20 protein-coding genes are annotated in these 21,156 nt (G+C 71.8%); 10 read left to right on the forward strand and 10 right to left on the reverse strand.

Translation table 11 applies throughout. From position 1 onward, the window contains the following. Positions 1-163 precede the first annotated feature (163 nt). Both mvaD and C472_RS18025 read left to right on the forward strand, forming a co-directional pair. A complete protein-coding gene (gene mvaD / locus C472_RS11550) occupies positions 164-1,162 on the forward strand; it encodes a phosphomevalonate decarboxylase MvaD (protein WP_006630021.1) in 999 nt (332 codons plus the stop codon). Between the two features lie 228 nt (positions 1,163-1,390). Next, the gene (locus tag C472_RS18025; protein ID WP_275039750.1) at positions 1,391-1,525 is read left to right on the forward strand and encodes a hypothetical protein; all 135 of its coding nucleotides are present in this window, start codon (positions 1,391-1,393) and stop codon (positions 1,523-1,525) included. Positions 1,526-1,571: 46 nt separating this feature from the next. Here the strand turns inward: C472_RS18025 and C472_RS11560 are convergent, their stop codons facing one another. From C472_RS11560 to dacZ, 5 genes are all read right to left on the reverse strand, one after another. Continuing rightward, positions 1,572-3,080 carry a cryptochrome/photolyase family protein gene (locus C472_RS11560; protein ID WP_006630022.1) on the reverse strand — a complete coding sequence of 503 codons (1,509 nt, stop codon included), beginning with the start codon at positions 3,078-3,080 and terminating at the stop codon, positions 1,572-1,574. A gap of 57 nt (positions 3,081-3,137) precedes the next feature. Beyond that, a complete protein-coding gene (locus C472_RS11565; RefSeq protein ID WP_006630023.1) occupies positions 3,138-5,603 on the reverse strand; it encodes a DEAD/DEAH box helicase in 2,466 nt (821 codons plus the stop codon). 70 nt (positions 5,604-5,673) lie between these two features. Continuing rightward, entirely contained in the window at positions 5,674-6,339 is a 666-nt protein-coding gene (locus tag C472_RS11570) for a GNAT family N-acetyltransferase (protein WP_006630024.1), read from the reverse strand. 105 nt (positions 6,340-6,444) lie between these two features. After that, complete coding sequence (locus tag C472_RS11575; RefSeq protein WP_006630025.1) at positions 6,445-7,233, reverse strand: mechanosensitive ion channel family protein; 789 nt, start codon at positions 7,231-7,233, stop codon at positions 6,445-6,447. 3 nt (positions 7,234-7,236) lie between these two features. Next, a complete protein-coding gene (gene dacZ, locus C472_RS11580; RefSeq protein WP_006630026.1) occupies positions 7,237-8,046 on the reverse strand; it encodes a diadenylate cyclase DacZ in 810 nt (269 codons plus the stop codon). A gap of 142 nt (positions 8,047-8,188) precedes the next feature. Here dacZ and C472_RS11585 point away from each other — a divergent pair, with 142 nt between their 5' ends. From C472_RS11585 to C472_RS11595, 3 genes are read left to right on the forward strand one after another with little or no spacing between them, the layout of a single operon-like run. After that, a complete protein-coding gene (locus tag C472_RS11585; RefSeq protein ID WP_006630027.1) occupies positions 8,189-9,301 on the forward strand; it encodes an aldo/keto reductase in 1,113 nt (370 codons plus the stop codon). A gap of 54 nt (positions 9,302-9,355) precedes the next feature. Then, on the forward strand, positions 9,356-10,009 hold the full coding sequence (locus tag C472_RS11590; protein ID WP_006630028.1) for a hypothetical protein: 654 nt from the start codon (positions 9,356-9,358) through the stop codon (positions 10,007-10,009). Further along, positions 10,006-11,361, forward strand: coding sequence for a hypothetical protein (locus C472_RS11595; RefSeq protein WP_006630029.1), 1,356 nt, complete (start codon positions 10,006-10,008; stop codon positions 11,359-11,361). Before C472_RS11590 ends, C472_RS11595 begins: the two co-directional genes overlap by 4 nt. 111 nt (positions 11,362-11,472) lie before the next feature. Here C472_RS11595 and C472_RS17565 read toward each other — a convergent pair whose 3' ends face one another. Beyond that, positions 11,473-11,643 carry an HVO_0758 family zinc finger protein gene (locus C472_RS17565; protein WP_006630030.1) on the reverse strand — a complete coding sequence of 57 codons (171 nt, stop codon included), beginning with the start codon at positions 11,641-11,643 and terminating at the stop codon, positions 11,473-11,475. Between the two features lie 199 nt (positions 11,644-11,842). Here C472_RS17565 and C472_RS11600 point away from each other — a divergent pair, with 199 nt between their 5' ends. From C472_RS11600 to C472_RS11615, 4 genes are all read left to right on the forward strand, one after another. After that, the gene (locus C472_RS11600) at positions 11,843-13,027 is read left to right on the forward strand and encodes an MFS transporter (protein WP_006630031.1); all 1,185 of its coding nucleotides are present in this window, start codon (positions 11,843-11,845) and stop codon (positions 13,025-13,027) included. A 108-nt stretch (positions 13,028-13,135) separates the two neighbouring features. Then, complete coding sequence (locus tag C472_RS11605; RefSeq protein ID WP_006630032.1) at positions 13,136-14,335, forward strand: hypothetical protein; 1,200 nt, start codon at positions 13,136-13,138, stop codon at positions 14,333-14,335. 2 nt (positions 14,336-14,337) lie between these two features. After that, positions 14,338-14,877: a DUF7109 family protein gene (locus C472_RS11610; protein ID WP_006630033.1), complete on the forward strand. Its 540-nt coding sequence runs from the start codon at positions 14,338-14,340 to the stop codon at positions 14,875-14,877. A gap of 126 nt (positions 14,878-15,003) precedes the next feature. Further along, complete coding sequence (locus tag C472_RS11615; protein ID WP_006630034.1) at positions 15,004-16,203, forward strand: multicopper oxidase domain-containing protein; 1,200 nt, start codon at positions 15,004-15,006, stop codon at positions 16,201-16,203. A gap of 34 nt (positions 16,204-16,237) precedes the next feature. Here the strand turns inward: C472_RS11615 and C472_RS11620 are convergent, their stop codons facing one another. The 3 genes from C472_RS11620 to C472_RS11630 form a co-directional block, all read right to left on the reverse strand. Further along, positions 16,238-16,690 carry a DUF5804 family protein gene (locus C472_RS11620; RefSeq protein ID WP_006630035.1) on the reverse strand — a complete coding sequence of 151 codons (453 nt, stop codon included), beginning with the start codon at positions 16,688-16,690 and terminating at the stop codon, positions 16,238-16,240. Positions 16,691-16,744: 54 nt separating this feature from the next. Beyond that, entirely contained in the window at positions 16,745-17,461 is a 717-nt protein-coding gene (locus tag C472_RS11625) for an SDR family NAD(P)-dependent oxidoreductase (RefSeq protein WP_006630036.1), read from the reverse strand. An 83-nt stretch (positions 17,462-17,544) separates the two neighbouring features. Continuing rightward, positions 17,545-18,747, reverse strand: coding sequence for a methionine adenosyltransferase (locus tag C472_RS11630; protein WP_006630037.1), 1,203 nt, complete (start codon positions 18,745-18,747; stop codon positions 17,545-17,547). A gap of 197 nt (positions 18,748-18,944) precedes the next feature. Here C472_RS11630 and C472_RS11635 point away from each other — a divergent pair, with 197 nt between their 5' ends. Next, the gene (locus C472_RS11635; protein WP_006630038.1) at positions 18,945-19,952 is read left to right on the forward strand and encodes a hypothetical protein; all 1,008 of its coding nucleotides are present in this window, start codon (positions 18,945-18,947) and stop codon (positions 19,950-19,952) included. A 22-nt stretch (positions 19,953-19,974) separates the two neighbouring features. Here the strand turns inward: C472_RS11635 and C472_RS11640 are convergent, their stop codons facing one another. Beyond that, positions 19,975-21,096: a pyridoxal phosphate-dependent aminotransferase gene (locus C472_RS11640; protein ID WP_006630039.1), complete on the reverse strand. Its 1,122-nt coding sequence runs from the start codon at positions 21,094-21,096 to the stop codon at positions 19,975-19,977. Positions 21,097-21,156: the final 60 nt, after the last annotated feature.

The raw sequence follows: 21,156 nt of genomic DNA on the forward strand, positions 1-21,156 counted from the left end.
GACTCCCTCGCGCGTGCTCCTCGCGGCCGCCTTCGGCGGCACGCTCGCAGGCACGCGCCACCGCACCTCTCTCGATCGAACCGCCGCGTTACCTCCACTGTCTGCGACGCTTTCACTCTCGCCCATCGCAACGACTAATCCCCCGCCGGACGCTTCCCGAGGTATGACCGGCAAGGCCACCGCGCGAGCCCACCCGATCCAGGGGCTCGTCAAGTACCACGGGATGCGCGACGAGGAACTGCGGCTCCCGTACCACGACAGCATCAGCCTCTGTACCGCTCCGACCGCGACGACGACCACCGTCGAGTGGCAGCCCGACGCGAGCGAGGACACCTACGTCATCGGCGGCGATGAGGTCGACGGCCGGGCGGCCGAGCGGATCGACATGGTCGTCGACCACGTCCGCGACCTGGCCGGCGTCGACGCCGCCGTGCGGCTGGAGAGCGAGAACTCCTTCCCGTCGAACATCGGCTTCGGCTCCTCGTCGTCCGGGTTCGCGGCCGCCGCGCTCGCCCTCGTCGAGGCCGCCGGACTCGACCGCTCGCTCCCGGAGGTCTCGACCATCGCCCGCCGCGGGTCCTCCTCCGCGGCCCGCGCGGTCACCGGCGCGTACTCGCGGCTCGACGCCGGACTCAACGACGAGGACTGCCGCTCCCGCCGGCTCGACGTGGGCGTGAGCGAGGACGGCTTCGACCCCGAGGAGGACCTCCGGATCGTCGCCGCGCACGTCCCCGCGTACAAGGAGACGGAGGAGGCGCACCGCGAGGCCGCCGCGAGCCACATGATGCAGGCGCGGACCGCCCACGTCCAGGACCAGTTGGTCGAGATGACCGACGCGCTCCGCGACGGCGACTTCGATCGGATCTTCGAGACGGCGGAACACGACTCGCTGTCGCTGACGGCCACGACGATGACCGGCCCGTCGGGCTGGGTGTACTGGCAGCCGGAGACGATCGCCGTGTTCAACGCGGTCCGCGAGCTCCGCGAGTCGGGCGTCCCCGTCTACTTTTCGACGGACACGGGCGCGTCGGTGTACGTCAACACGGTCGCGGACCGCGTCGACGAGGTGGAGAGTCGGATCGCGGAGATCGGTATCGACACCGACGTGTGGGAGGTCGGCGGTCCCGCGCGCGTCCTCGACGAGAGCGACGCCCTGTTCTGACCGGGGCGGGCCGCCGACGCGGCGGCGCGGACGGCACGGATCGATTTATCAAGGCGACCGCGAAACAGCGCCGATATGTCGAGTGGCTCCGAGGCCATCTCGGCGTTCGACGGCCCACCCCCGCGTCGTCGCGGACCTGCGGAGCGTGTCGTTCGACGTCGAACACGGACACGAGGACGTGGCGGACGCCTACTCGGACCGCGACTCGACGAGGCGTACCAGCTGGTGATGTCGAACCGGATCACCGGCGGCGACTTCAGGCAACTGATCGGCGAGAGCCGGCACGACGCCGTCTTCGCGTCGTTCGACTACGACGGCGCGTTTCCGGTGAACGAGCAGATCGACGCGGTCGTCGAGACGTAGACGGCCGAGTGAGCGGGCGGCGCGGGACCGGTCGCCCCGGAACTCGCTACTCCTCCGGATCCTCGCCGCGCGCCCGCTTGTACATCGCGAGGGCCTCCTCGCGGCGCTCCGAGTGGTCGACGATCGGTGCCGGGTACTCGGGCGCGGCGTTCGCGCGCTGGGTCGGCGACAGCTCGTGCCACTCGTGGATCAGGTCGGCGTCGACGCCGCGGAGTTCCGGGACGTACTCCGCGATGTACTCGGCGTCGGGGTCGTAGCGCTCGCCCTGCGTCATCGGGTTGAAGATGCGGAAGTACGGCTGCGCGTCCGTCCCCGTCGAGGCCGCCCACTGCCACCCGCCGTTGTCGTTGGCGGTGTCGTGGTCCGCGAGGTGTTCGCGGAAGTGGTCGTAGCCGTGCCGCCAGTCCGCGAGCAGGTCCTTCGTGAGGAAGGAGGCCACGATCATCCGCACGCGGTTGTGCATGAACGCCTCCTCGCGGAGCTGTCGCATCCCGGCGTCGACGATCGGATATCCCGTCTCGCCGCGCTTCCACGCGGCGATCTCCCCGGGGTCGTCGCGCCACTCGATCCCCTCCTCGTAGGTCTTGAAGTTCTCCGTCACCACCTCGGGGTTGTGGAACAGCACCTGCGTGTAGAACTCCCGCCACGCGAGCTGCTGTTGGAACTCCTCCACCTGTTCCGGGGCGTCGTCGGGGCGCGCGTCCGACGCCGCCTCGCTCATCGCCTCCGCGGTCGCCGCGTACGCCTCGCGGACGCCGATCTCGCCGTATTTCAGGAACGCCGAGAGCCGCGAGGTGGCCCCCTTCGCCGGGTAGTCGCGCTCGGCCTCGTAGGTGAACACCGCCTCGTCGAGGAAGGCGGAGAGGCGCTCGCGGGCGGCGGCGGTGCCGGCGGGACCGATCTCGGCGTCCGGCTCCGCGAAGCCGAGGTCGGCGGGCGTCGGGAGGTCACCGACGGCGACCCGTTCGACCGAAGCGCCCCCGTCCGCGCGGGCATCGGGATCCACCGCGGCCGCCAGCGCGTCGGCGTCGACGAGTCCCTCGGCGGTCGGCGCGGGCCGCGGGTCGTCCTTCGCGCGGTCGGTCCACTTCTTCCAGTAGTAGCTGTACACCGAGTAGGGGTCGCCCGCGTTCGTCCGGATCGCGTCGGGGTCGTGGAGGATCGCGTCGTGGTGGGCCTCGCGCTCGACGTCGGCGGCGTCGAGCGCCCGCCGCACGCCGGCGTCGCGCTCGCGTGCCAGCCCGGAGTAGTCGCGGTTCCAGACGACGCGCTCGGCGTCGAGGGCGTCCGCGAGCCGCGGGAGAACGGTCGCGGGATCGCCGCGGGCGACGAGCAGGTCGCTCCCGCGCTCGCGGTAGTCGTCGCGCAGCGCGGCGAGGCCGTCGAGCAGGCGGCGCACCCGCACGTCGCTCGCGTGGTCGAGCACGTCGGGGTCGAAGACGAACACGGCCGCGGCCGGGCCTCGGTCGACCCCCTCGACGCCGGTCCCCGTCGCGGCCGCGAGGCCGACGCTGTCGGCGACTCTGAGGTCCCGCCGGTGCCAGAACAGCTCCATGGGATCGCCACGGGCGCGTCCACCGTGAAACCACCGGGATCGAGGGGGAGGGTTACCTCACCCGTCCGTTCGCGTCCCGGTGAGCGATTCGAGCAGGCTGACGGCCGGCGCTTTCGCCAGCGGGTCGTTCCCGTTGCCGCAGTGCGGGGACTGGACGCAGGCGGGGCAGCCGTCCTCGCAGTCGCAGGAGTCGATGAGCCGCGCCGTCCGGGTCATCAGCTCCTCGATCCGGCCGTGCCCGCGGCGCGTGAGTCCGACGCCGCCCGGGTACCCGTCGTAGACGAACACCGCCGGTCCCTCGGTGTGGGGGTGGTGCGGCGTCGAGATGCCGCCGACGTCGGCGCGGTCGCAGAGCAGGTGGAACGGGAACAGCGAGATGATGCCGTGTTCGGCGGCGTGGATCCCGCCGTTGAACGCGTACTCGCCGCCCGGGATCGGCTCGCCGTCGCCGCCGTCGACCGTCCCGCCGTCCGACGCGGCGTCGCGGTCGGCGTCGGGTCCGGGGTCGCCGCTCGCGCCGGGAGCCTCGGCGTCGCCGTCGAGCGGGTCTCCCAGGGCCCGCATCTCGCGTTCGAGGTCCTCGGGAACCGGGAAGTACAGCGACTTCGTCCGCAGCGTCGTCTCCGGGAGGTCGAGCGTCGACTCGCCGAGCGACTCGCCGGTGGCCGCGTCCTTCCTGACGAACCCCGTGATCTGCTCGGTCACCGTCACGTCCGCGAACCGGACGGGGACGTCGGGGCGCGCGGAGAGCGCGCGCTCGTCGAGGTCGTCGTTCACGACGATGTCCTTGTCGGAGCGCACCTGCGTGTAGTAGTCCGCCCACGACTGCTGGAGCTCGGCCACGTCGCGGTCGAGGTCCAGTTCGACCACCTCGTAGGTGCGCCCCTGCTGGTGGTAGATCGCGCCGGGGTGCGCGTCGCGGAGCGCGTCGGCGAAGCCGAGCGTCGCGACCGTCTCGCCGCTCGACCGCTCGATCAGCGATATCTCGCGCTCCTCCGCGGTGCGGAGGTTCACGGACTGCTGCGGGCTCGCCTCGCCGGCGTGGACCCAGCGCGTCCCCTTGGCGGCCTCGCGCCGGTTCAGGACGCCCTCGTCCGTGAGGTCCGCGACGACGCCCGGGAACGAGTCGCCGAAGAACCGCTCGTCGTCCGGCGAGAGCCAGTTCTCGTCGGCCGCGCAGGCGACGTGCCCGGGCATCAGCTGACCGTTCTCCGGGTCGCAGATCGCGTCCTCCGGCGGCGCGTCGAAGAAGTCGCTCGGGTTCCGCATCAGGTACTGGTCGAGCTGGTCCTCGCCGCCGACCATCACCACGAGGGCCGGGTCGTCGCCGCGGCCCGCCCGCCCCGCCCGCTGGTGGGCTGACATCCGCGTGCCGGGGTAGCCGTCGAGCACCACGGCGTCGAGCCCGCCCACATCGACGCCGAGTTCGAGGGCGCTCGTCGACCAGACGCCCCGCAGGTCGCCGGCGTGGAGGTCGTTCTCGATCTCGCGGCGGCGGTCGTCGGTCAGGGCGGCCTGGTACGCGCCGACCTTCCCCGCGAGGTCGCGCTCGCCCCGCTCGCGGAGGTCGCTCGCGCTGTCGGTCGCGTACTGCTCCGCGGTCTGGCGCGCCCGGGTGAACGCCAGCGTCTGCTGGCCCGCCGTGACGAGGTCGACGAACAGCCGTTTGCTCTCCGTGTGACTCGACTTCCGGCGGCCGCTCCCGCGCTCCTGCCAGTCGTCGTCGTACTCGGGCGGGTTCCACAGCACCCAGTCGCGCGGGCCGCGGCCCGACGCGTCCTCGTCGATCAGGGCGATCCCGTCCGGGTCGCGGCCGGTGACGGTCGCGACGTGGTCGACGGGGTTGTTGATCGTCGCCGAACAGCAGACGAACTGCGGCGACGAGCCGAACCGCTCGCAGGTCCGCGCGAGCCGGCGCAGCGTCAGCGCGACCTGCGAGCCGAACACGCCGCGGTAGCTGTGCACCTCGTCGATCACGACGTACTCCAGCGACGAGAAGAACCAGTCCCAGAGCCGTCCGGCGTACGGCAGCAGCGCGTAGTGGAGCATGTCCGGGTTCGAGAGGAGGACTGTCGGGCGGCGGTCGCGCACGTCGCGCTTCTCCGACCGCGAGAGCCGCCCGGTGTACGAGTCGACGGAGACGCGGCTCCCGAACCCGAGCCCGGCGGCCAGCTCCGAGAGCGACTCCTCCTGGTCCGCGATCAGCGCGTTCTGCGGCCCGATGTAGAGGGTCCGCGCGCCGCGGTCCATCGCCCCCTCGAAGGCGGGGACGGTGTACGCGAGCGACTTGCCGCTCGCCGTCTCGGTCGCGAGGACCACGTCGTCGCCGTCGCGGACCGCCTCGATCGCCTCGGCCTGATGGCGGTAGAGCCGGTCGACGCCGCGGTCCGCGAGCGCGTCGGCGAGCCGCGGTTCGAGGTCGACGTCCGCGAACTCGGGTTCGCGGGCCGGGAGCCGCCGGTGGTCGGCGATCTGTCCCTCGTAGAAGGGGCGGTTCCGCAGCCACTCGATGGCGTCGTCCACGGTTACGGTACCCTCGGGTCGGCGAGGCGTAACGGTTGCGGTGGCGGGGGAGGAGAGCCGGGACCGGGAGTCAGTCGTCCGCCGGCGACCGCCCGGGCCCGGAGCCGCCGGGCGCGGTCTCGACGATCGGTTCCGCCGGTCCCTCGCGGGCGAGCGGCGGCCACCGCACCTCGGTCGCGACCGGGTCGTCGAGGTCGAGCCGCATCCGGAGGTCCCCGCGCCGCTCGACGACCTCGAACCCGACCGTCCCGTAGACGGACCGAGCGGCGCGGTTGCCGGTCTCGACGTGGAGTTCGATCCCCTCGCGCCCGGCCGCGGCGGCGTTGGCGATCACATGCCGACACAGCTCGGTCCCGACGCCGCGGTCCTGCGCGTGCGGGTGGACGAAGACGGCGAGTTCGGGAACCGCGGCGTCGGTCGGCGTGTACATCGCGTGCCCGAGCACCTCGCCGTCCCGCTCGGCGACGACGTTGTTCCCCTCGGTCAGCATCGACCGGATCCACTCGACGCGCCGGCGGCGGCTCACGGGCGGAAGGCCCTGTGCGCGATCGGATCGGCCGAAACGCTCGTACATCTCGACGAGCCGGGGTTCGTCCGCGTCGACCGCCGGACGGACCGTCCAGCGCGCGCCCTCCTCGTCGACGAAGCGCGGACAGCGCGGGGGGCAGTGGGGCGTCCCCTCGCACTCGCTCCCGTCCCAGCCGTCGCAGGCGACGCTCGCGGTATCGGGGCTCATGTCTCGACGTTACCGCCGCGCCGTGTTATATGGTGTCAACGACTTTCACGCGGTGGGAACAGGCGTCGGTGGAACGGGCGTCGGTGGGACTGCCGTCTCGGGGGGCTACTCCCGGATCAGCACGATCCCGTCGCGGAACACCGCGTGGTTCGGAATGACGTGTTCCTCGCCGTCGGTCTCGATGTGGGTGACGAACAGGTCGACCTCCTGGACGACGCCGCGCTCGCCGGCGACCCGCACCTCGTCGCCGATGCCGTACGGCTGTCGGAGGAGGAGGAAGACGCCGGCCGCCGCGGAGGCGACGAGGTCCTTCGTCGCGAGCGCGGCGAACAGCACGACCGCGAACGCGTACGCCGCGAGCAGCACGATGAGCGCGAGCGTCTGGACGCCGACCTGTCCGAGCGCGATGAGCGCGGCGACGTACACCACGCTGTACTTCACGAGCGTCGGGAGCACGCCGAGTTCGGGGAGCTTGATCCCGCGGAGCCGCTCGGCGACGAGCAGTTCGGTCTTGTCGCCGACGACGATCCCGACGATGAGCACGAGGACGGCCACGAACAGCCGCGGGAGGAAGGCGGCGACGCCCGACCAGAACTGTTCGAGGTAGTTCACGTCCGCGACGGTGAGGGCGACGATGACGGTGACGGCGAGGATGAAATAGCTCGACAGCTTCGCGACGATCCGCACCGTCGAGGTGTCGAACTCCCGGGCGGTGCGCTCGAAGGCCGTGCCCTCGATGACCTCGGGGACGCCCGCGCGTTCGAGCAGCCGACGATTGATCACGCCGGTAAGGTACGCCGACACGAGCCCGACGACGAGGACGAGGAGCGCCAGCCAGATCCGATACGGGACGGCCACCAGGATCTCGCGGAGGGCGGTCGGGATCGCGGACATCTGTCAGTACTCCTCCGGATCGATCTCCAAGACGAGTTCGCCCGCCTTGAACGCCCGGACGAGACCGTCGGACTCGGAAAGCACGATGGACGTCGAGTTGGTGTCGCGGGTGATCGCCGCGCCGGACATGTGGCGCGCGCCCAGCCCCTTCGGGATGTCGACGCCCTCGGCGGCGGGTTCGAGGTAGCGGTACGCGGAGACGATCTTCCCGGAGTCGGAGACGACGAACGCGCCGTCGAGCCGCGAGAACTCTTTTAACATTACGTTCACGATGGGGTCGCCCACGTGGACGTGCGACTTCTCGAAGGGGTTGTACGACAGCGGCCGCGACTTGTTCATCACCTTCCCCGCGTCGCCGACGACGAACAGCGCGCCCACCGGCTTCCCCTTCTGTCCCTTCTGTCCGAGCTCGATCGCGACCTCGAACACGTCGCGGATGACGCTCGGCTCCGCCCGGGAGTTGGTGAACAGGTCGTAGATCCCGGTGTGGATCCCCTCGTCGACGGTGACGCGGATCACCGCGTCGGAGCCGCCGTCGAAGACGGAGGCGACGCAGGCGACCTCGTCGCCCTCCGCGAGGAGGCCCTCGTCCATCGCGCCCTCGATACCGAACCGGATCCGGTCTTTGACGTTGTCGAACGGGAGGGGGAGCTCGACGAACGTCTCGGCGTCGACGTCGTTGTCGGGCGCGACGACGACGACCTCGACCCCGTCGTCCGCGAACCGCTCGTGGAAGGAACTCGTCGGCGAGAACAGTAGCGTGGCGTCCACGTCCGCGACGAGGTCCGCCAGGTGGTCGGTGAGCGAGGCCATTACCACAGGTGAGACGAGGTGCCCGTATAGTCGTTGCGTCGTGCGAACGTCTGACGCACGCGTGACCCGGCCTTCCGTGGGTCGACCCGCCGCGTGCCGCCCGGACGCGCCGTTTTTATTCCGGCCGGACCGAGGGGCCGACATGGCGACCCGCGAGGCCCTCTGGGGGTACCGGAACCGGTTCGGCGACGCCTTCGGGCGGACGTACTTCCGCCGGTTCGGACCGGGCGTCGCCTCCAGCGTCGGGATCGGGACGTACCTCGGCGAGGCGACGCCCGCCGTCGACGACGCCTCGCGCGAGGCGATCGGACTGGCGCTGCGCTCGGGCGTGAACCACGTCGACACCGCGGCCAACTACCGGTGCGGCCGCGCCGAGCGCGTCGTCGGCGAGGCGCTCCGGGACGCCCCCGTCGACCGCGAGTCGGTGGTCGTCGCGACGAAGGGGGGCTTCCTCCCGTTCGACGGCGAGCGCCCGGCCGACCCGAGCGCGTACGTCCGCGAGCGGTTCGTCGACCCGGGAATCGTCGCCCCCGACGACCTCGCGAACGGCGCGCACGCGATGACGCCCGAGTTCTTGGAGTGGTCGCTCGACCGCTCGCTCGACCGGCTCGAACTCGAATCGGTCGACTGCTACTACGTTCACAACCCGGAGACGCAACTCGCCGTCCGGTCGCGCGAGGACGTGTACGACCTGCTCGAAGTCGCCTTCGAGACCCTCGAACGCCGGCGCGCCGCGGGCGATATCGGGGCCTACGGCGTCGCGACGTGGGACGCCTTCCGCGTGCCCGAGGGCGACGACGCGTCCCTCTCGCTCGCGGAGGTCCTCTCGCGGGCCGAGCGCGCCGGCGAGGCGGTCGGCCCAGACGACGACCACGGGTTCGCGGCGATCCAGCTCCCCTTCAACGTCGCGATGGCGGACGCGTTCACCCGCCGGAACCAGCCCGCGCCGCCCGACTCCGACGCGGACGGTCCCGTCTCGACGCTCACGTTCGCGCACGAGGCCGGGCTCTCCGTCGTGACGAGCGCGAGCATCGGACAGGGCGACCTCGCGGTCGAGGGCGCGATCCCCGCCGACGTCGACGCGACGCTCGCGGGGGAGACGCCCGCCCAGCGGGCGCTCAACTTCGCGCGGAGCGCGCCGGGCGTCACCTCGTCGCTGGTGGGGACTGCGGACCTCGACCACGTCCGCGAGAACGTCGCCGCCGGCACGTTCGACCCGCTCGGCGCGTCGGCGTTCGACGCCGTCTTCGAGTGAGCGGGAGGGAGTCACGACACAAGAAGTTTATCGGGACCGACGCAAGCGGGTCGCATGGCCCCGACGCGACGAGCCCTCCTCGGTAGCCTCTCGGTCGGCGTCCTCGCCGGCTGTCTCGGCGGCACGGGCGATCCGGGACCGGAATCAACCCGACAACAGGTCTCCGGCACGGAGACCGACCCGACCGTGTTGAAGATCCGGAACCCCGACGGCGAGCGCGTCCTCCTCGACGGCGGCGAGACGGACGACGAGGGCGAACCGATCCCGATCGGTCGCCGGCTCGTCACGAGCGCGGACCGGGCGGACGACCTGGTGGTCGCCGAGGGCGTCGCCGACGCCGACCGGTCGCGGCTTCGGTCGTTCCTCGACGAAACCGACTTCGACGCGGAGACGGTGTACGTCGCGCGCGCCGGCGTCGAGTCGTGCGAACGCCTCGAGATCCACTCGGTCTCGTGGGACCCCGGACGCGTCGAGTACGAGTTCTGCAGCGAACTCAGGCCGCCCGACGAGGCGTGCGAGGCCGGCACGCGGGTCGCGCTCGCGCTGGTCTTCCGGCTCCCGGTCGCGCTCGACGGCCGGCTCACCGGCTCCGGGGCCAGCGGCCGGTCCCCGTGTCGGCGGACGGAGACCGACTACGCGGTGATCGACGCGAACGCCACCGTCCCCGGAAACGAGACGGCGATCGACGAAGGGGGTGGCGGGGCGTGACGCAGCGTCTCACCCGGCGTGAGGCGCTCGCGGCCGGCGGGGCCGTCGCCCTCGGCGCGCTGGCGGGCTGCTCGGAGGCCGGCGACGAGCCCCGATTCTGGGACGATCCGCCGTCGCTCGATGTCGGTTCGGTTCCGAGCGAATTCGACGCGCCGGTCCCGGAGCGGCCGCGGCTCGTCCCGGTCGACGTGGAGCCGCGGGTCACGGCCGCGTTCGCCGACCGGGTCGACCGGCTGCTCGCTCCGCTCCCCGAACCGCTGACCGCGGAGACGCTCCCGAACGGCGAGGTCCGCGAGCAGATCGGAAGGGAGCGGACCGCGGCCCGCGAGGCGCTGCGGGAGTCCGACGCGTCGCTTCCCCCGCTGAAGGCGGCGGAGCGGTACGCGACGGCGCGCGACTACGCCGCGACCGCCGTCGGCACGTGGGCCGGCGTAACCGTCGAGGGCGACCCGGAGGCGGTGGCCGCCGACGTCGGGACGGTCCGCCGCCGGGCCGCCGACGCGCTGGAGACGCTGCCCGGGTCGGCGGCCGACCCCCTCGCCGGGGCCGCGGTGTACGGACCGATCGAACGGTGGTACGACGAGTCGCAACGGCGAACGCTGGTCGGGGGAAACGCGGGTCCCGGCGGCCGGGCGAACCCGCTCCGGACGGGCGAGTCGGTCGGCGACGTCGAGCGGATCCAGTCGTACGTCGAGGCGGGCCGGTACCTCCGCGACCGGTATCGAGCCTCGCTCGCCGATCCGGTGCCGGTCGCCGAACCGCTCCGCCGGGAGGCCGAGCGACTCGGGACCGAGATCGGCGACCGACTCCGCGAACTCCACGGCGAGGGGACCGATCGGATCCGCTCGACCCCCGGCGACGAGGCGTTCTTCGACGAGCGGCCCCTCGCCCGGGACGCGCCGAGCGTCTCGCTGCTCTCGACGGCCCTCTACCGGACGTTCGAGGACCTCCGGTTCGACCCGGTTCCGGTCGACGACTACGAACCGGACCATCCGGCGACCGCGCTCACCCGGACCGCGCTCGCTCGCGCTCGGTTCCGGGGACTCGACGCGGTCGCGTCCCGGATCGAGGACGGCGAGACGATGTTCCCCGCGAACGCCGCGGCGGTCGGCGAGGCGCGTAACGCGGCGGTCGAGTCGGCGGCGTCGCTCGCGGGGAGCGGGAACCCGCTGGCGCGGTGGCTGGCGACGGAGTTCCTCCCGCTGTTCGAGGAGCCGGACGGGGCGCTCGGGGCGAGCGAACCGAGCGTCAGACAAATCGCCGAGGCGTACACCGAGTACCGGTGGATCGAGACGGTCACGCGCGAGGCGCGGACGGTCGCGGAGTCGGTCGCGGCCGCGTTCGACTCGTGAGCGCTCGCGGACGGAAGCGGTCGGCTCCGTGTCAAAGGCGGTCGACTCCGGGGCGGAGGCGACCGCGGGGGGAGATCGAAGAGAGAGGGCGACGGCGGGCGGGGCGGTCGGTCAGCGAAGCTCCTTGAATCGCTCGCCGCACTCCGGACAGATCCGGACCGAGAACACTTCGTCTGGGTCGTTCTCCTTTTTCAACACCTGATCGCAGTCGGCGCAGTTGAGCCGCTCGTAGGTGTCCTTGATCAGGTCGCCGTCGCGGAGCCCCTTGCGCGTGGATTTCATACCCCGCCGTTCGTCGTCGGGCCGGATAAAAACCCCGTACGACGCCGGTCTGACGCGAGGGGCGAAACCGACGCCAGACGCGGCGACGCCGTCGCCGACGCGGGCGGGGCGTTCCGCGGGGTCGCGGCCGCCCGTCGTCACGCCGCGTGGCCCCGACCGCTTCCGCAACGCTTGTGTCCCGGCGCGGGGAATCGCCGCCGTGTCACGGACCCGGCTGTTCGGATCGCTCTGCGCCTTAGTCTTCCTCGTCAACTTCGCGCGGGTCGTGTTCGCGCCCCTCGTGGGCGAGTTCATCGACGCGTTCGGGATCCGCGAGGGGACCGCCGGCCTCATCGTCACGCTCGCGTGGCTCGGCTCGGCCGCGCCGCGGCTCCCGGCGGGGTGGGCGCTCACCCGCTTCACGCGGCGCAGCGTGATCCTCGTCTCCGGCGCGATGCTGACCGCCGGGGCGCTCGGCGTCGCGCTCGCGCCGGGCGTGCTCGCGCTGATGGTCGCCGCCTTCGCGGTCGGGCTGGCGTCCGGCGTCTACTTCGTGGCCGCGAACCCCTTCATCTCGGAGCTGTTCCCGCAGCGCGTCGGGCGCGTGATGGGCGTTCACGGGATGGCGAGCCAGCTCGCCGCGGTCGTCGCCGCGCCCGCGGTCACCGTCGCGCTGTGGTACGACTGGCGGTACGCGTTCTACGGGCTGGCGGTCGCCGCGGCCGCCAGCACGGTCCTCTTCGTCGTCCTCGCGAACCGGACCGACCTCCCGGACGCCGGCGCGGGCGACACCGACTTCCTCGGGGCCGCCCGCGGGGAGTGGAAGCTGATCCTCGCCGGCGTCGTGCTGATGGGGCTCACCAGCTTCGTCTGGCAGGGGCTGTTCAACTTCTACGAGCTGTACATGATCGACAAGAATCTGCCGCGGTCGACCGCCCGGAACCTCCTGACGGTGATCTTCGCCGCGGGCGTCCCGGCGTTCCTCGTCTCGGGCGACCTCGCCGACCGGCTGCCGCACGTCCCGTACCTGCTCGGCATCGTCACGGCGTTCGTCGGCGGGGTGGTCCTCGTCGTCCTCTCAGAGGGCCTCGTGGCGGTGATCGCCGCGAGCGTCGTCGTCGGCTTCGCCATCCACATGCTGTTCCCGGCCGGGGACACGTACCTGCTCGCGTCGCTGCCCGACGAGTCCCGCGCGTCGGCGTACGCGATGTTCTCCGCCGGCATGATGTCCGCGCAGGCGGCCGGGTCGTGGGTCGTCGGCGAGGCGATCGAGGCGGGCGCGACGTACGACGCCGTCTTCCTCGCGCTCGCCGGCGGGCTGGCGGTCCTCGTGGCCGCGTACGCGGTCCTGTACCGCCTCGGGCGCGTCCCCGGCGGCGCGGCGGGCGCGACTGGCGCGGCCTGACCCCATCCCGGAGGCCCGACGCATCGGGCCCGGCGCGTCCCGCGGAGCCCCCGGAACCGGTCGGCGCTACCGCACCTGTTTTGGGCGTCCCGCCCGTGTGATCGGTAAATGGAGTACGTTCAGGAGCGCGTGACCACCCTTCACGCGTTGACCGACCACCGGCCCGACGCCCCGACCGACCGCGCGGCGGTCGTCGTGCCGATGACCGAACGCGAGTACGGGACCCTCGCGGCCGACCGCGTGCTCTCGACGCTGGAGACCGTCGACCCCGCCCGGGTGATCGTCCCGCTGCGGGCGTCGGCCGACCGCGCCGGGCCGTTCGCCGACTGGCTCGACGGGTTCGACCTCGACGTCGAGACGCTGTGGTGCGACGGCCCCCGGCTCGCGTCGCTGCTGGACGCGCGGGGCCTCGACGGCGAGCGGGGGAAGGGCCGCGACGTGTGGCTCGCGCTGGGACGAGCGCTCGACGAGGAGTTCGTCGTCGTCCACGACGCCGACACGAAGACCTACTCGCCCGGGTTCGTCAACCGCCTGCTGTTCCCGCTGGGCCGCGGGTACGCGTTCTCGAAGGGGTACTACGCCCGCGTCGAGGACGGCTCGCTGTACGGGCGGCTGTTCCGGCTGTTCTTCCGACCGCTCGTCCGCGCGCTCGGCGACGCCGGGCCCGGGCGGCGGCCGGACGTGATCGAGTACCTCTCGGCGTTCCGCTACGCGCTCGCCGGGGAGTTCGCGGCCACGAGCGACCTCGTCTCCCGGTTGCGCGTCCAGCGCGGCTGGGGGCTGGAGGTCGGGACGCTCGGCGAGGCGTTCGGGCACGCCGGCTTCGCCGACAGCGCGCAGGTGGATCTGGGGCGGTACGAACACGACCACCGCTCCGTGGAGGGACCGACCGGCCTCGCCGACATGAGCCGGGCGGTCGGCGCGGCGACGCTGCGCGCGGTCGAGGACGCGGGCGTCGACGTGCGCTACGACGGCCTCTCCGAGCGCTACCGCGAGGCCGCGGAGACCCTGATCGACGGCTACGCCGCCGACGCCGCGTTCAACGGGCTCTCCTACGACGGCGACGACGAGCGCTCGCAGGTGGCGACCTACGCCGAGGCGCTCGACGAACCCGGTCCCGACACCCGGCTCCCGGCGTGGGAGAGCGCTCCGGTCGAACCGGGCGAGGTCCGGGAGGCGGCGCGGAACGACCTCGACGCGGTCCGCGGCGACGACCGGAGCGTCGGCAACGTCGCCGCGGAGAACGACGCGGTCAGCGAGGCGGCGACCGACGACGGACAGACGGAGCCGGCCCCGGGTGAGGACTGACGATGGCCGACGCGAGTGAGCCGAGCGTCGCCGCCCGCGACGACCTCGCCGGCGTCGTCGACCTGTTCGGCTGGCTCACGCGGGGGGAGCTCTCCGAGGCGCTCTCCGAACTGGCGTTCAAGCGGCGCGCCGAGGTCGACGAGGCGGCCATCGACGCCGCCATCGACCTCGCGGTCGCGGAGTACGCGCTCGTGCCGGCCCCGGAGGACGCGATCTCCGGCGGTGACGAGGGGGGCGAGGCGGAGGCCGCCGCGGACGGGTCCGCGCTCGCGGTCGGGCCCGCGGCGTTCCCGACGCTCCCCGAGGGGGCCGAGGACCTCCCGCATATCCTCGACGTCCCGGACCGGTCGGTCGACCGCGAGGCGCTCGCGGACGCGGTCCTCGACCGGCTCCGGGAGGAAGCGGTCGAGGCGATAGGCGACGGCGACGCCGACCGGCTGGAGACGCTCGCCGACGTGACCTACGACGTGGAGGCGTGGGCCCCGGTCGACGTGGAGCCGGTCCGAACCCGGATCGTCGCCGAGCTCGACGGAGACGACTGAAGGCCGACGCGGAGGCCCTCTCGTTGGCGATCGAACACATAAACACGCAACGGTTCGAGACCGAATTCTCACGGGAGAAACATCCGAGCGCTTCTTAACCGGTTGAGGTGCCGAGACGAGGGTGTGATGAACGACGGAAACATCTTCGGCTCGCGTACCGCCTCCAGGCGCAGTTTCCTCTCCGCGACGGCCGCGTTGGGGACCGTCGGGCTCGCGGGGTGCGGGGCACCGCAGTCCGATGCCGGGAACGCCGCGGAGTCCGGGAACGGGGACGGCGGCGGCGAGGCCGCACAGCAGGTCGACGACTGGTCGGGGAGCGACTCGACCGCCGTCGAGACGGACCACCCGTACACGACGCCGCGGTCGACCATCGACCTCGACGAGCGTGACGGCGCGATCACCATGTCCACGCGGCCGTGTCGCCACACGCTGCTCGGCGAGAACGCGCAGGGCGGGCCGTGGGAGCTGCCGGAGGTCTGGGCGTGGGAGACGCCGGACACGGACCCCAGCGTCCCCGGCCCCCTCCTCCGGGTGACGGAGGGGACCGAACTGGAGATCACCTACGACAACACCGAGCACAACCGGCCGCACACCTTCCACGTCCACGGCCTCTCGAAGGACTGGATGGACGACGGCGTGCCGACGACGACGGGCAAGCAGGTCGCGCCCGGCGAGGAGTACACCTACGAGATCGACGCGAACCAGCCCGGGACGCACCTGTACCACTGTCACTACCAGACGCAGAACCACCTCGACATGGGGATGTTCGGGATCCTCCGCGTCGATCCCGAGGGATACGAGGCCCCGGACAAGGAGATCTTCCACACGATCAAAGACTGGGACAGCCGGCTGTCGGCGTCGATGGCGGGCGGCGACGTGGACTTCAGTCACCGCGACCGCAACCCGGACGTCTTCACCGTGAACGGGCGCTGCGCGCCGTACACCTTCCACCCCGAGGAGGGGTCGCCGCTGATCGTCGAGGAGGGCGACCGAGTCAGGATCCACTACGTCAACGCCGGCTACGAGTCGCACGCGATGCACACCCACAACCACGGGTTCACCGTCGTCGAGAAGGACGGCGGCGTGATCCCCGAGAGCGCCCGGCACCGCGAGGACGTGGTCCCGATCGCGCCCGCCGAGCGGAAGACGATCGAGTTCACCGCCGACGCCGACCCCGGCGTCTACGCGCTCCACTGCCACAAGGTGAACCACGCCATGAACGGCGACACCTACCCCGGCGGGATGATCGGCGGGATGGTGTACGACGGCGTCACCGACACCGAGCAGTTCGCCTCCGTGATGGATCTGGCGGGCTACGAGGGCTGAACTGAGAAAATCCGGCTTTCTTTGACCGCTCCGCCTATCCGGAGAACTCGGACTCGCTCACGCGGACGACGACCGTCTCGTCGACGTCGCGGAGGTCGTACTCGGGGGTCTTCCCCTGTCGCCGCCGGACGAACAGCGGCTCGACCGGGCGGCCGTCGACGAGGCCGAACACCTTCAGTCGCTGGTCGGTCTCTTCCGGGGGGACCTCGCCGTCGCGGACCTCGCGGGCGAGGTCCCGAGAGAGCCACTCGTCGGCGGAGACGGACGGCTCAGACACCAGCGCCTCCTCGACGAAGCGGACGAGGTACCAGTCGAGGTCGTTCAGAAGCGAGACCGCCGCCCCGAGGCTCACGGTGTCGACGGCGACGCTGTTCTCGAAGGGCTCCTCGATCCGGTAGGTGGCGAGCGCGTCCCGCGCGGTCTCGCGGGAGAGCAGCTCGTAGGAGAGCTCCACGTCGGGGTCGCCGAGGAGACACACCCGCGTCATGGCCGGAGTTCCGTCCGGCCGGCGCAAATCCGTTGCGGTCGCCGAGCCGCGGCCCTACCACGGGATCCGCTCGCGGTCCTTCCAGAGGTGGCCGGCGGGGCTCCCGGGCGCGAACCGCGCGAGCCAGACGGGGGTCTCCGCGCCCTTCGAGGGCGTCCGCGGCGCTTCGTCGCCGCCCATGTCCGTCCGCACCCAGCCCGGCGAGACGGCGTTCGCGATGAGTCCCCGATCGCCGTACTCGCCGTCGAGGTACGCCGTCAGTCCGCCGACGCCGACCTTCGAGAGCCGGTAGGCCGGGTAGCCGCCCTCCATCCGTCCCTCGGTGAACTGCCCGAGCCCCGACGAGAGCGTCACGACGCGACCGGCGGTCCCGTCGGTGAGCAGCGGCAGCGCGCGCTTGGTCACGGCGACCGGCCCGCGGAGGTTCACGGCCGTCGTCCGGTCGAAGTCGGCGAGGTCCATCTCGTGGAGGGGACCCGACCGCGGGAAGACGCCCGCGTTGTTCACGAGGACGTCGAGCCCGCCCTGCTCGCGTTCGATCCGGTCGACGGCGTCCCGGATCTCGCCGTCCTCGGTCACGTCCAGTCGAACGGCGTGCTGGTCCGCGGCCGTGACGTCGTCGGGGTCGCGCGCGCCGGCGTAGACCTTCGCACCCAGGTCGGTCAGCTCCGCGGCGATCTCGGCTCCGATCCCGCGGGTCGCGCCCGTGACCAGGGCCACGTCGTCGGTCAGGTCGGGTTTGAGCTCCACGTCCGTCGGCGTGTCTGCCATGTCGGATCGCACGGGGCGTCGCAAGTAGAAACCCCGGGCCGGTCGGCGTCAGCGGCGCTGCGACCGCCCGGAACGGACCGCCCTCAGAACGTCGAGACGTCGCCCTCGATGACGCTGCGGGTCACGTCGGTCACGTCGGCCAGTTCGCGGTCGACGATGGCGAGGACGTCCGCCTCGATGTCGCCCAGTTCGACGCCGTCCTCGGTGACGATCTGCGCGTCGGCGACGTGCGGCTCGTCGATCGGGCGGCCGATCTGCGAGAGCAGGCGGACCTGGAGGTCGCGGATGCCGTCGACCTCCTCGGTGACGGACTCGGCGACGCGGGTCGAGAGGAGGTTGTAGATCTTCCCGATGTGGTTCACGGGGTTTTTCCCGGAGGTCGCCTCCATCGACATCGGGCGGTTGGGCGTGATGAGCCCGTTGGCGCGGTTGCCGCGGCCGACGGAGCCGTCGTCGCCCTGCTCGGCGGAGGTGCCGGTGACGGTGAGGTAGACGGAGCCCTCGTCGTAGTCGTCGGCGGTGTTGACGTCGACGTGGACCTCGCGGTCGGTGTGCTCGCGGGCGAGGTCGTCGACGTACTCGCGGACGGACGCGACCGCGTCGTCGTAGTCGTCAAGGCCGTCGACGTAGGCGTCGACCATCGCGGCGGCGACGGTGATGTCGATCCGGTCGCCCTCGCGTTTGCCCATGATCTTCACGTCGGGGCCGAGTTCGGGGTGATCGTCGTGGTACGGGCCGTTGAGCGCGCGTTCGGCCTCGCGGACGATGGTCTCCGTCTCCGTGAGCGGCGCGTGGCCCACGCCGAAGGAGGTGTCGTTGGCCATCGGGACCTCCTGCGTCTCCTCGCCGAAGACGTCCTGGAGGTCGCCCGAGCCCTCGCCGAGCTTCACGTCGACGACCACGTCGGTGCCGTACTCCAGTTCCGGGATCGCCTCCGAGAGGTAGTCGCGGGCGGCCGCGAGCGCGGTCGAGTCGACCGGGAGCTGTTCGCCGTCGTACTCCTTCGTGGCGCGGCCGACGATGAGGATGTAGATCGGTTCGACGACCTCGCCGCCGCCGAACGCGGGGGCCGCGCGCCCGGCGACCAGCTGCGTCTCGTCGGTGTTGTAGTGGAGCACCTTCCCGACGCGGTCCAGATAGAGCTGCGAGAGCGCCCGCGAGACCGACTCCGCGACGCCGTCGCAGATCGAGTCGGGGTGACCGATCCCCTTCCGCTCGACGATCTCGACCTCCTGGTCCTCGACCGCCTGTCGGTCGAGGCGACTTACCTGTATGTTTCGGTCCATTACGCCTCGGTACTCCGCCGCTGACAGTATAACTTGCGGAAACGCTCCGCTACCGGGAAATTACTTCAAGTTATTCACTTCGTTCGAGACGGTCGGCGGAGTGGCGCGCCGGGCGTCGCGTCCCGACGACTCGCGGTCACGCAAGCGAGCGTTTGTGTTTCGGCAACGGCTTTCCGTCCCCTCGCGGTACGCCCGATATGGACGGACTCACACCCTCCCGGCGTCGCCTCCTCGCCGGCGCGGTCGCCGGGGGCGTCGGCGTCGTCGCGGGCTGTCTCGGAACGGACGGGGACGATTCGAGCGACGGCGACGGGCCCGAACTCGGGCTCTCGCTCTCGCGGGTCGACGGGTCGCTGCGAGACCGGTACGTGCGCGACCGCGACGACCCGGACGAGCGGTGGGACGAGGCCGCGCTCGACGCCGCGCTGGCGGGCGAGGAGTACGCGACTCGACGCCGGAAGCCGTTCTTCGCGAGCGCGGACGACCCCGCGTACGTGCGCGAGGACGGGACGTACTACCGGCTCGGCTCGGTGGTCGTCGACGAGGTCGCCGAGACGTATCCGGTCCTCCGACTCTTCGAGACCGACGACGAGTCGACGGGAGACGGCGGCGAGTCGACCGTCGACGGCGGCGAGGACGGACCCCTGCCGGAGAGCGACCGGCGCGCGGTCAGGATCGCGCACTTCGCCGCGCGGGCCCGGGGGAACGCGGGCGGCTATCCGGTCGGACTGGTCGAGCGCGGGGGGTACGTCTACCGGGCCGAGGCCGCGCGGAGCGACAGCGAACTGCTCGCGGACGACGGTCCGGATCGGGTCTCGTACCGGGACGTGACGTACCGGGTCGAGGTCGAACGGGAGCGGTTCCACGAGGCGGTCTCCCGGCCGACCGCGGAGGCGGTCGCCGCGGACCCGGAGCGGATGGAGGCGGCCCTCCGAGCGAAGCTCGTCGGCCCCCGGGTCGGGACGGACGAACTCTCGACGGAGGCCGAACGGATCGTCAAGCGCGCGGCGGTCGACGAGTACCGCGAGACGCACCCGTACTCCGAGGCGTACGTCGAACTGCTCCGAGCGATCGACGCGCGGCCGTACGTCGACGGGAACGTACGGAATGACGCGGGCGTCGGCGCGAACGAGAAGGAGATGATCCGGTACGGCGACGAGTACTACGAGCGCTCGCTCCGGGTACTGGCCGACGAGGACGGCTGACGCGGAGCGGACCGGAACGGTCTCAGCGGACCGCGTCGTACGCCTCGCCCATCACGTCGAGCGCCTCCCGGAGCTGTTCTTCGTCGGTCGCGTACGAGATCCGGGCGTGGCCGGCCCCGCCCTCGCCGAACGCCTCGCCGGGGACGACGACCACGCCGCGGTCGAGGCACTCGTCGACGAACCCGTCGGGGACGCGGGGCATCGCGTAGAACGCCCCTTGCGGGGTCGGACAGTCGAGCCCGATCTCGTCGAAGCCGTCGAGGAGGAGGTCGCGGCGACGCCGGAAGGAGTCGGTCATCTCCTCGACCACGCCGCGGTCGCCGCGCAGCGCGGCCTCCGCGGCGTACTGCGCCGGAGCGGAGGCGCAGGCCTGCGCGTACTGGTGGACCCGGAGCATGCGCTCGACGCGCTCGTCGGAGCCGTACACCCAGCCGAGCCGCCAGCCGGTCATCGAGAACAGCTTCGAGGCGGAGTTGACGACCACGACGTTGTCCGTCTCGGCGAACTCGATCGGCGACCGGTGTTCGCCGTCGAAGACGGTGTACTCGTACACCTCGTCCGAGATACAGAGCACGTCGTGCTCGTCGGCGATCCGCGCGAACTCCCGCACGTCAGCCTCGGAGGAGACCGCGCCAGTGGGGTTGCCCGGAGAGTTGACGACGAACGCCGCGGTGTCGTCGGTGATCGCGTCCGCTATCGCCGCCGGGTCGATCGTGAGGTCGTCGCGGAGCGGCACGGGGACCGGCTCGCCGCCGGTCAGCTTCGTCAGCGCGTCGTAGGAGACGAATCCCGGGTCCGGGATCAGCACCTCGTCGCCCGCGTCGACGTGCGCTTCGAGGGCGACGTGAAGCGCCTCGCTGCCGCCGGCGGTCGCGATGACGTTGCCCGGGTCGAGGTCGATCCCCTGGTCGGCGCGGTGTTTCTCGGCGATCGCCTCCCGCAGCGACGGAGTCCCCTTGTTCTCGGTGTAGGCGTCGGCCTTCCCGGACTCGATGGCGTCGACCGCGGCCCGGCGCGCGTGCTCGGGCGTCGGGAAGTCCGGCTGGCCCAGCCCGAGGTTGATCGCGTCGTCGCCGGCCGCCTCGAACACCTCGCGGATCCCGCTCATCGAGATCCGCTCGACCCTGTCGGAGAACGTCGTCATACTCGTGTGGGCGCGCCGCCGAGAGTTAGTTCTTGTCACGTCGGATCGGCGGCCCGCCCC

The organism is Halorubrum tebenquichense DSM 14210 (assembly GCF_000337415.1).
Taxonomy (GTDB): domain Archaea; phylum Halobacteriota; class Halobacteria; order Halobacteriales; family Haloferacaceae; genus Halorubrum; species Halorubrum tebenquichense.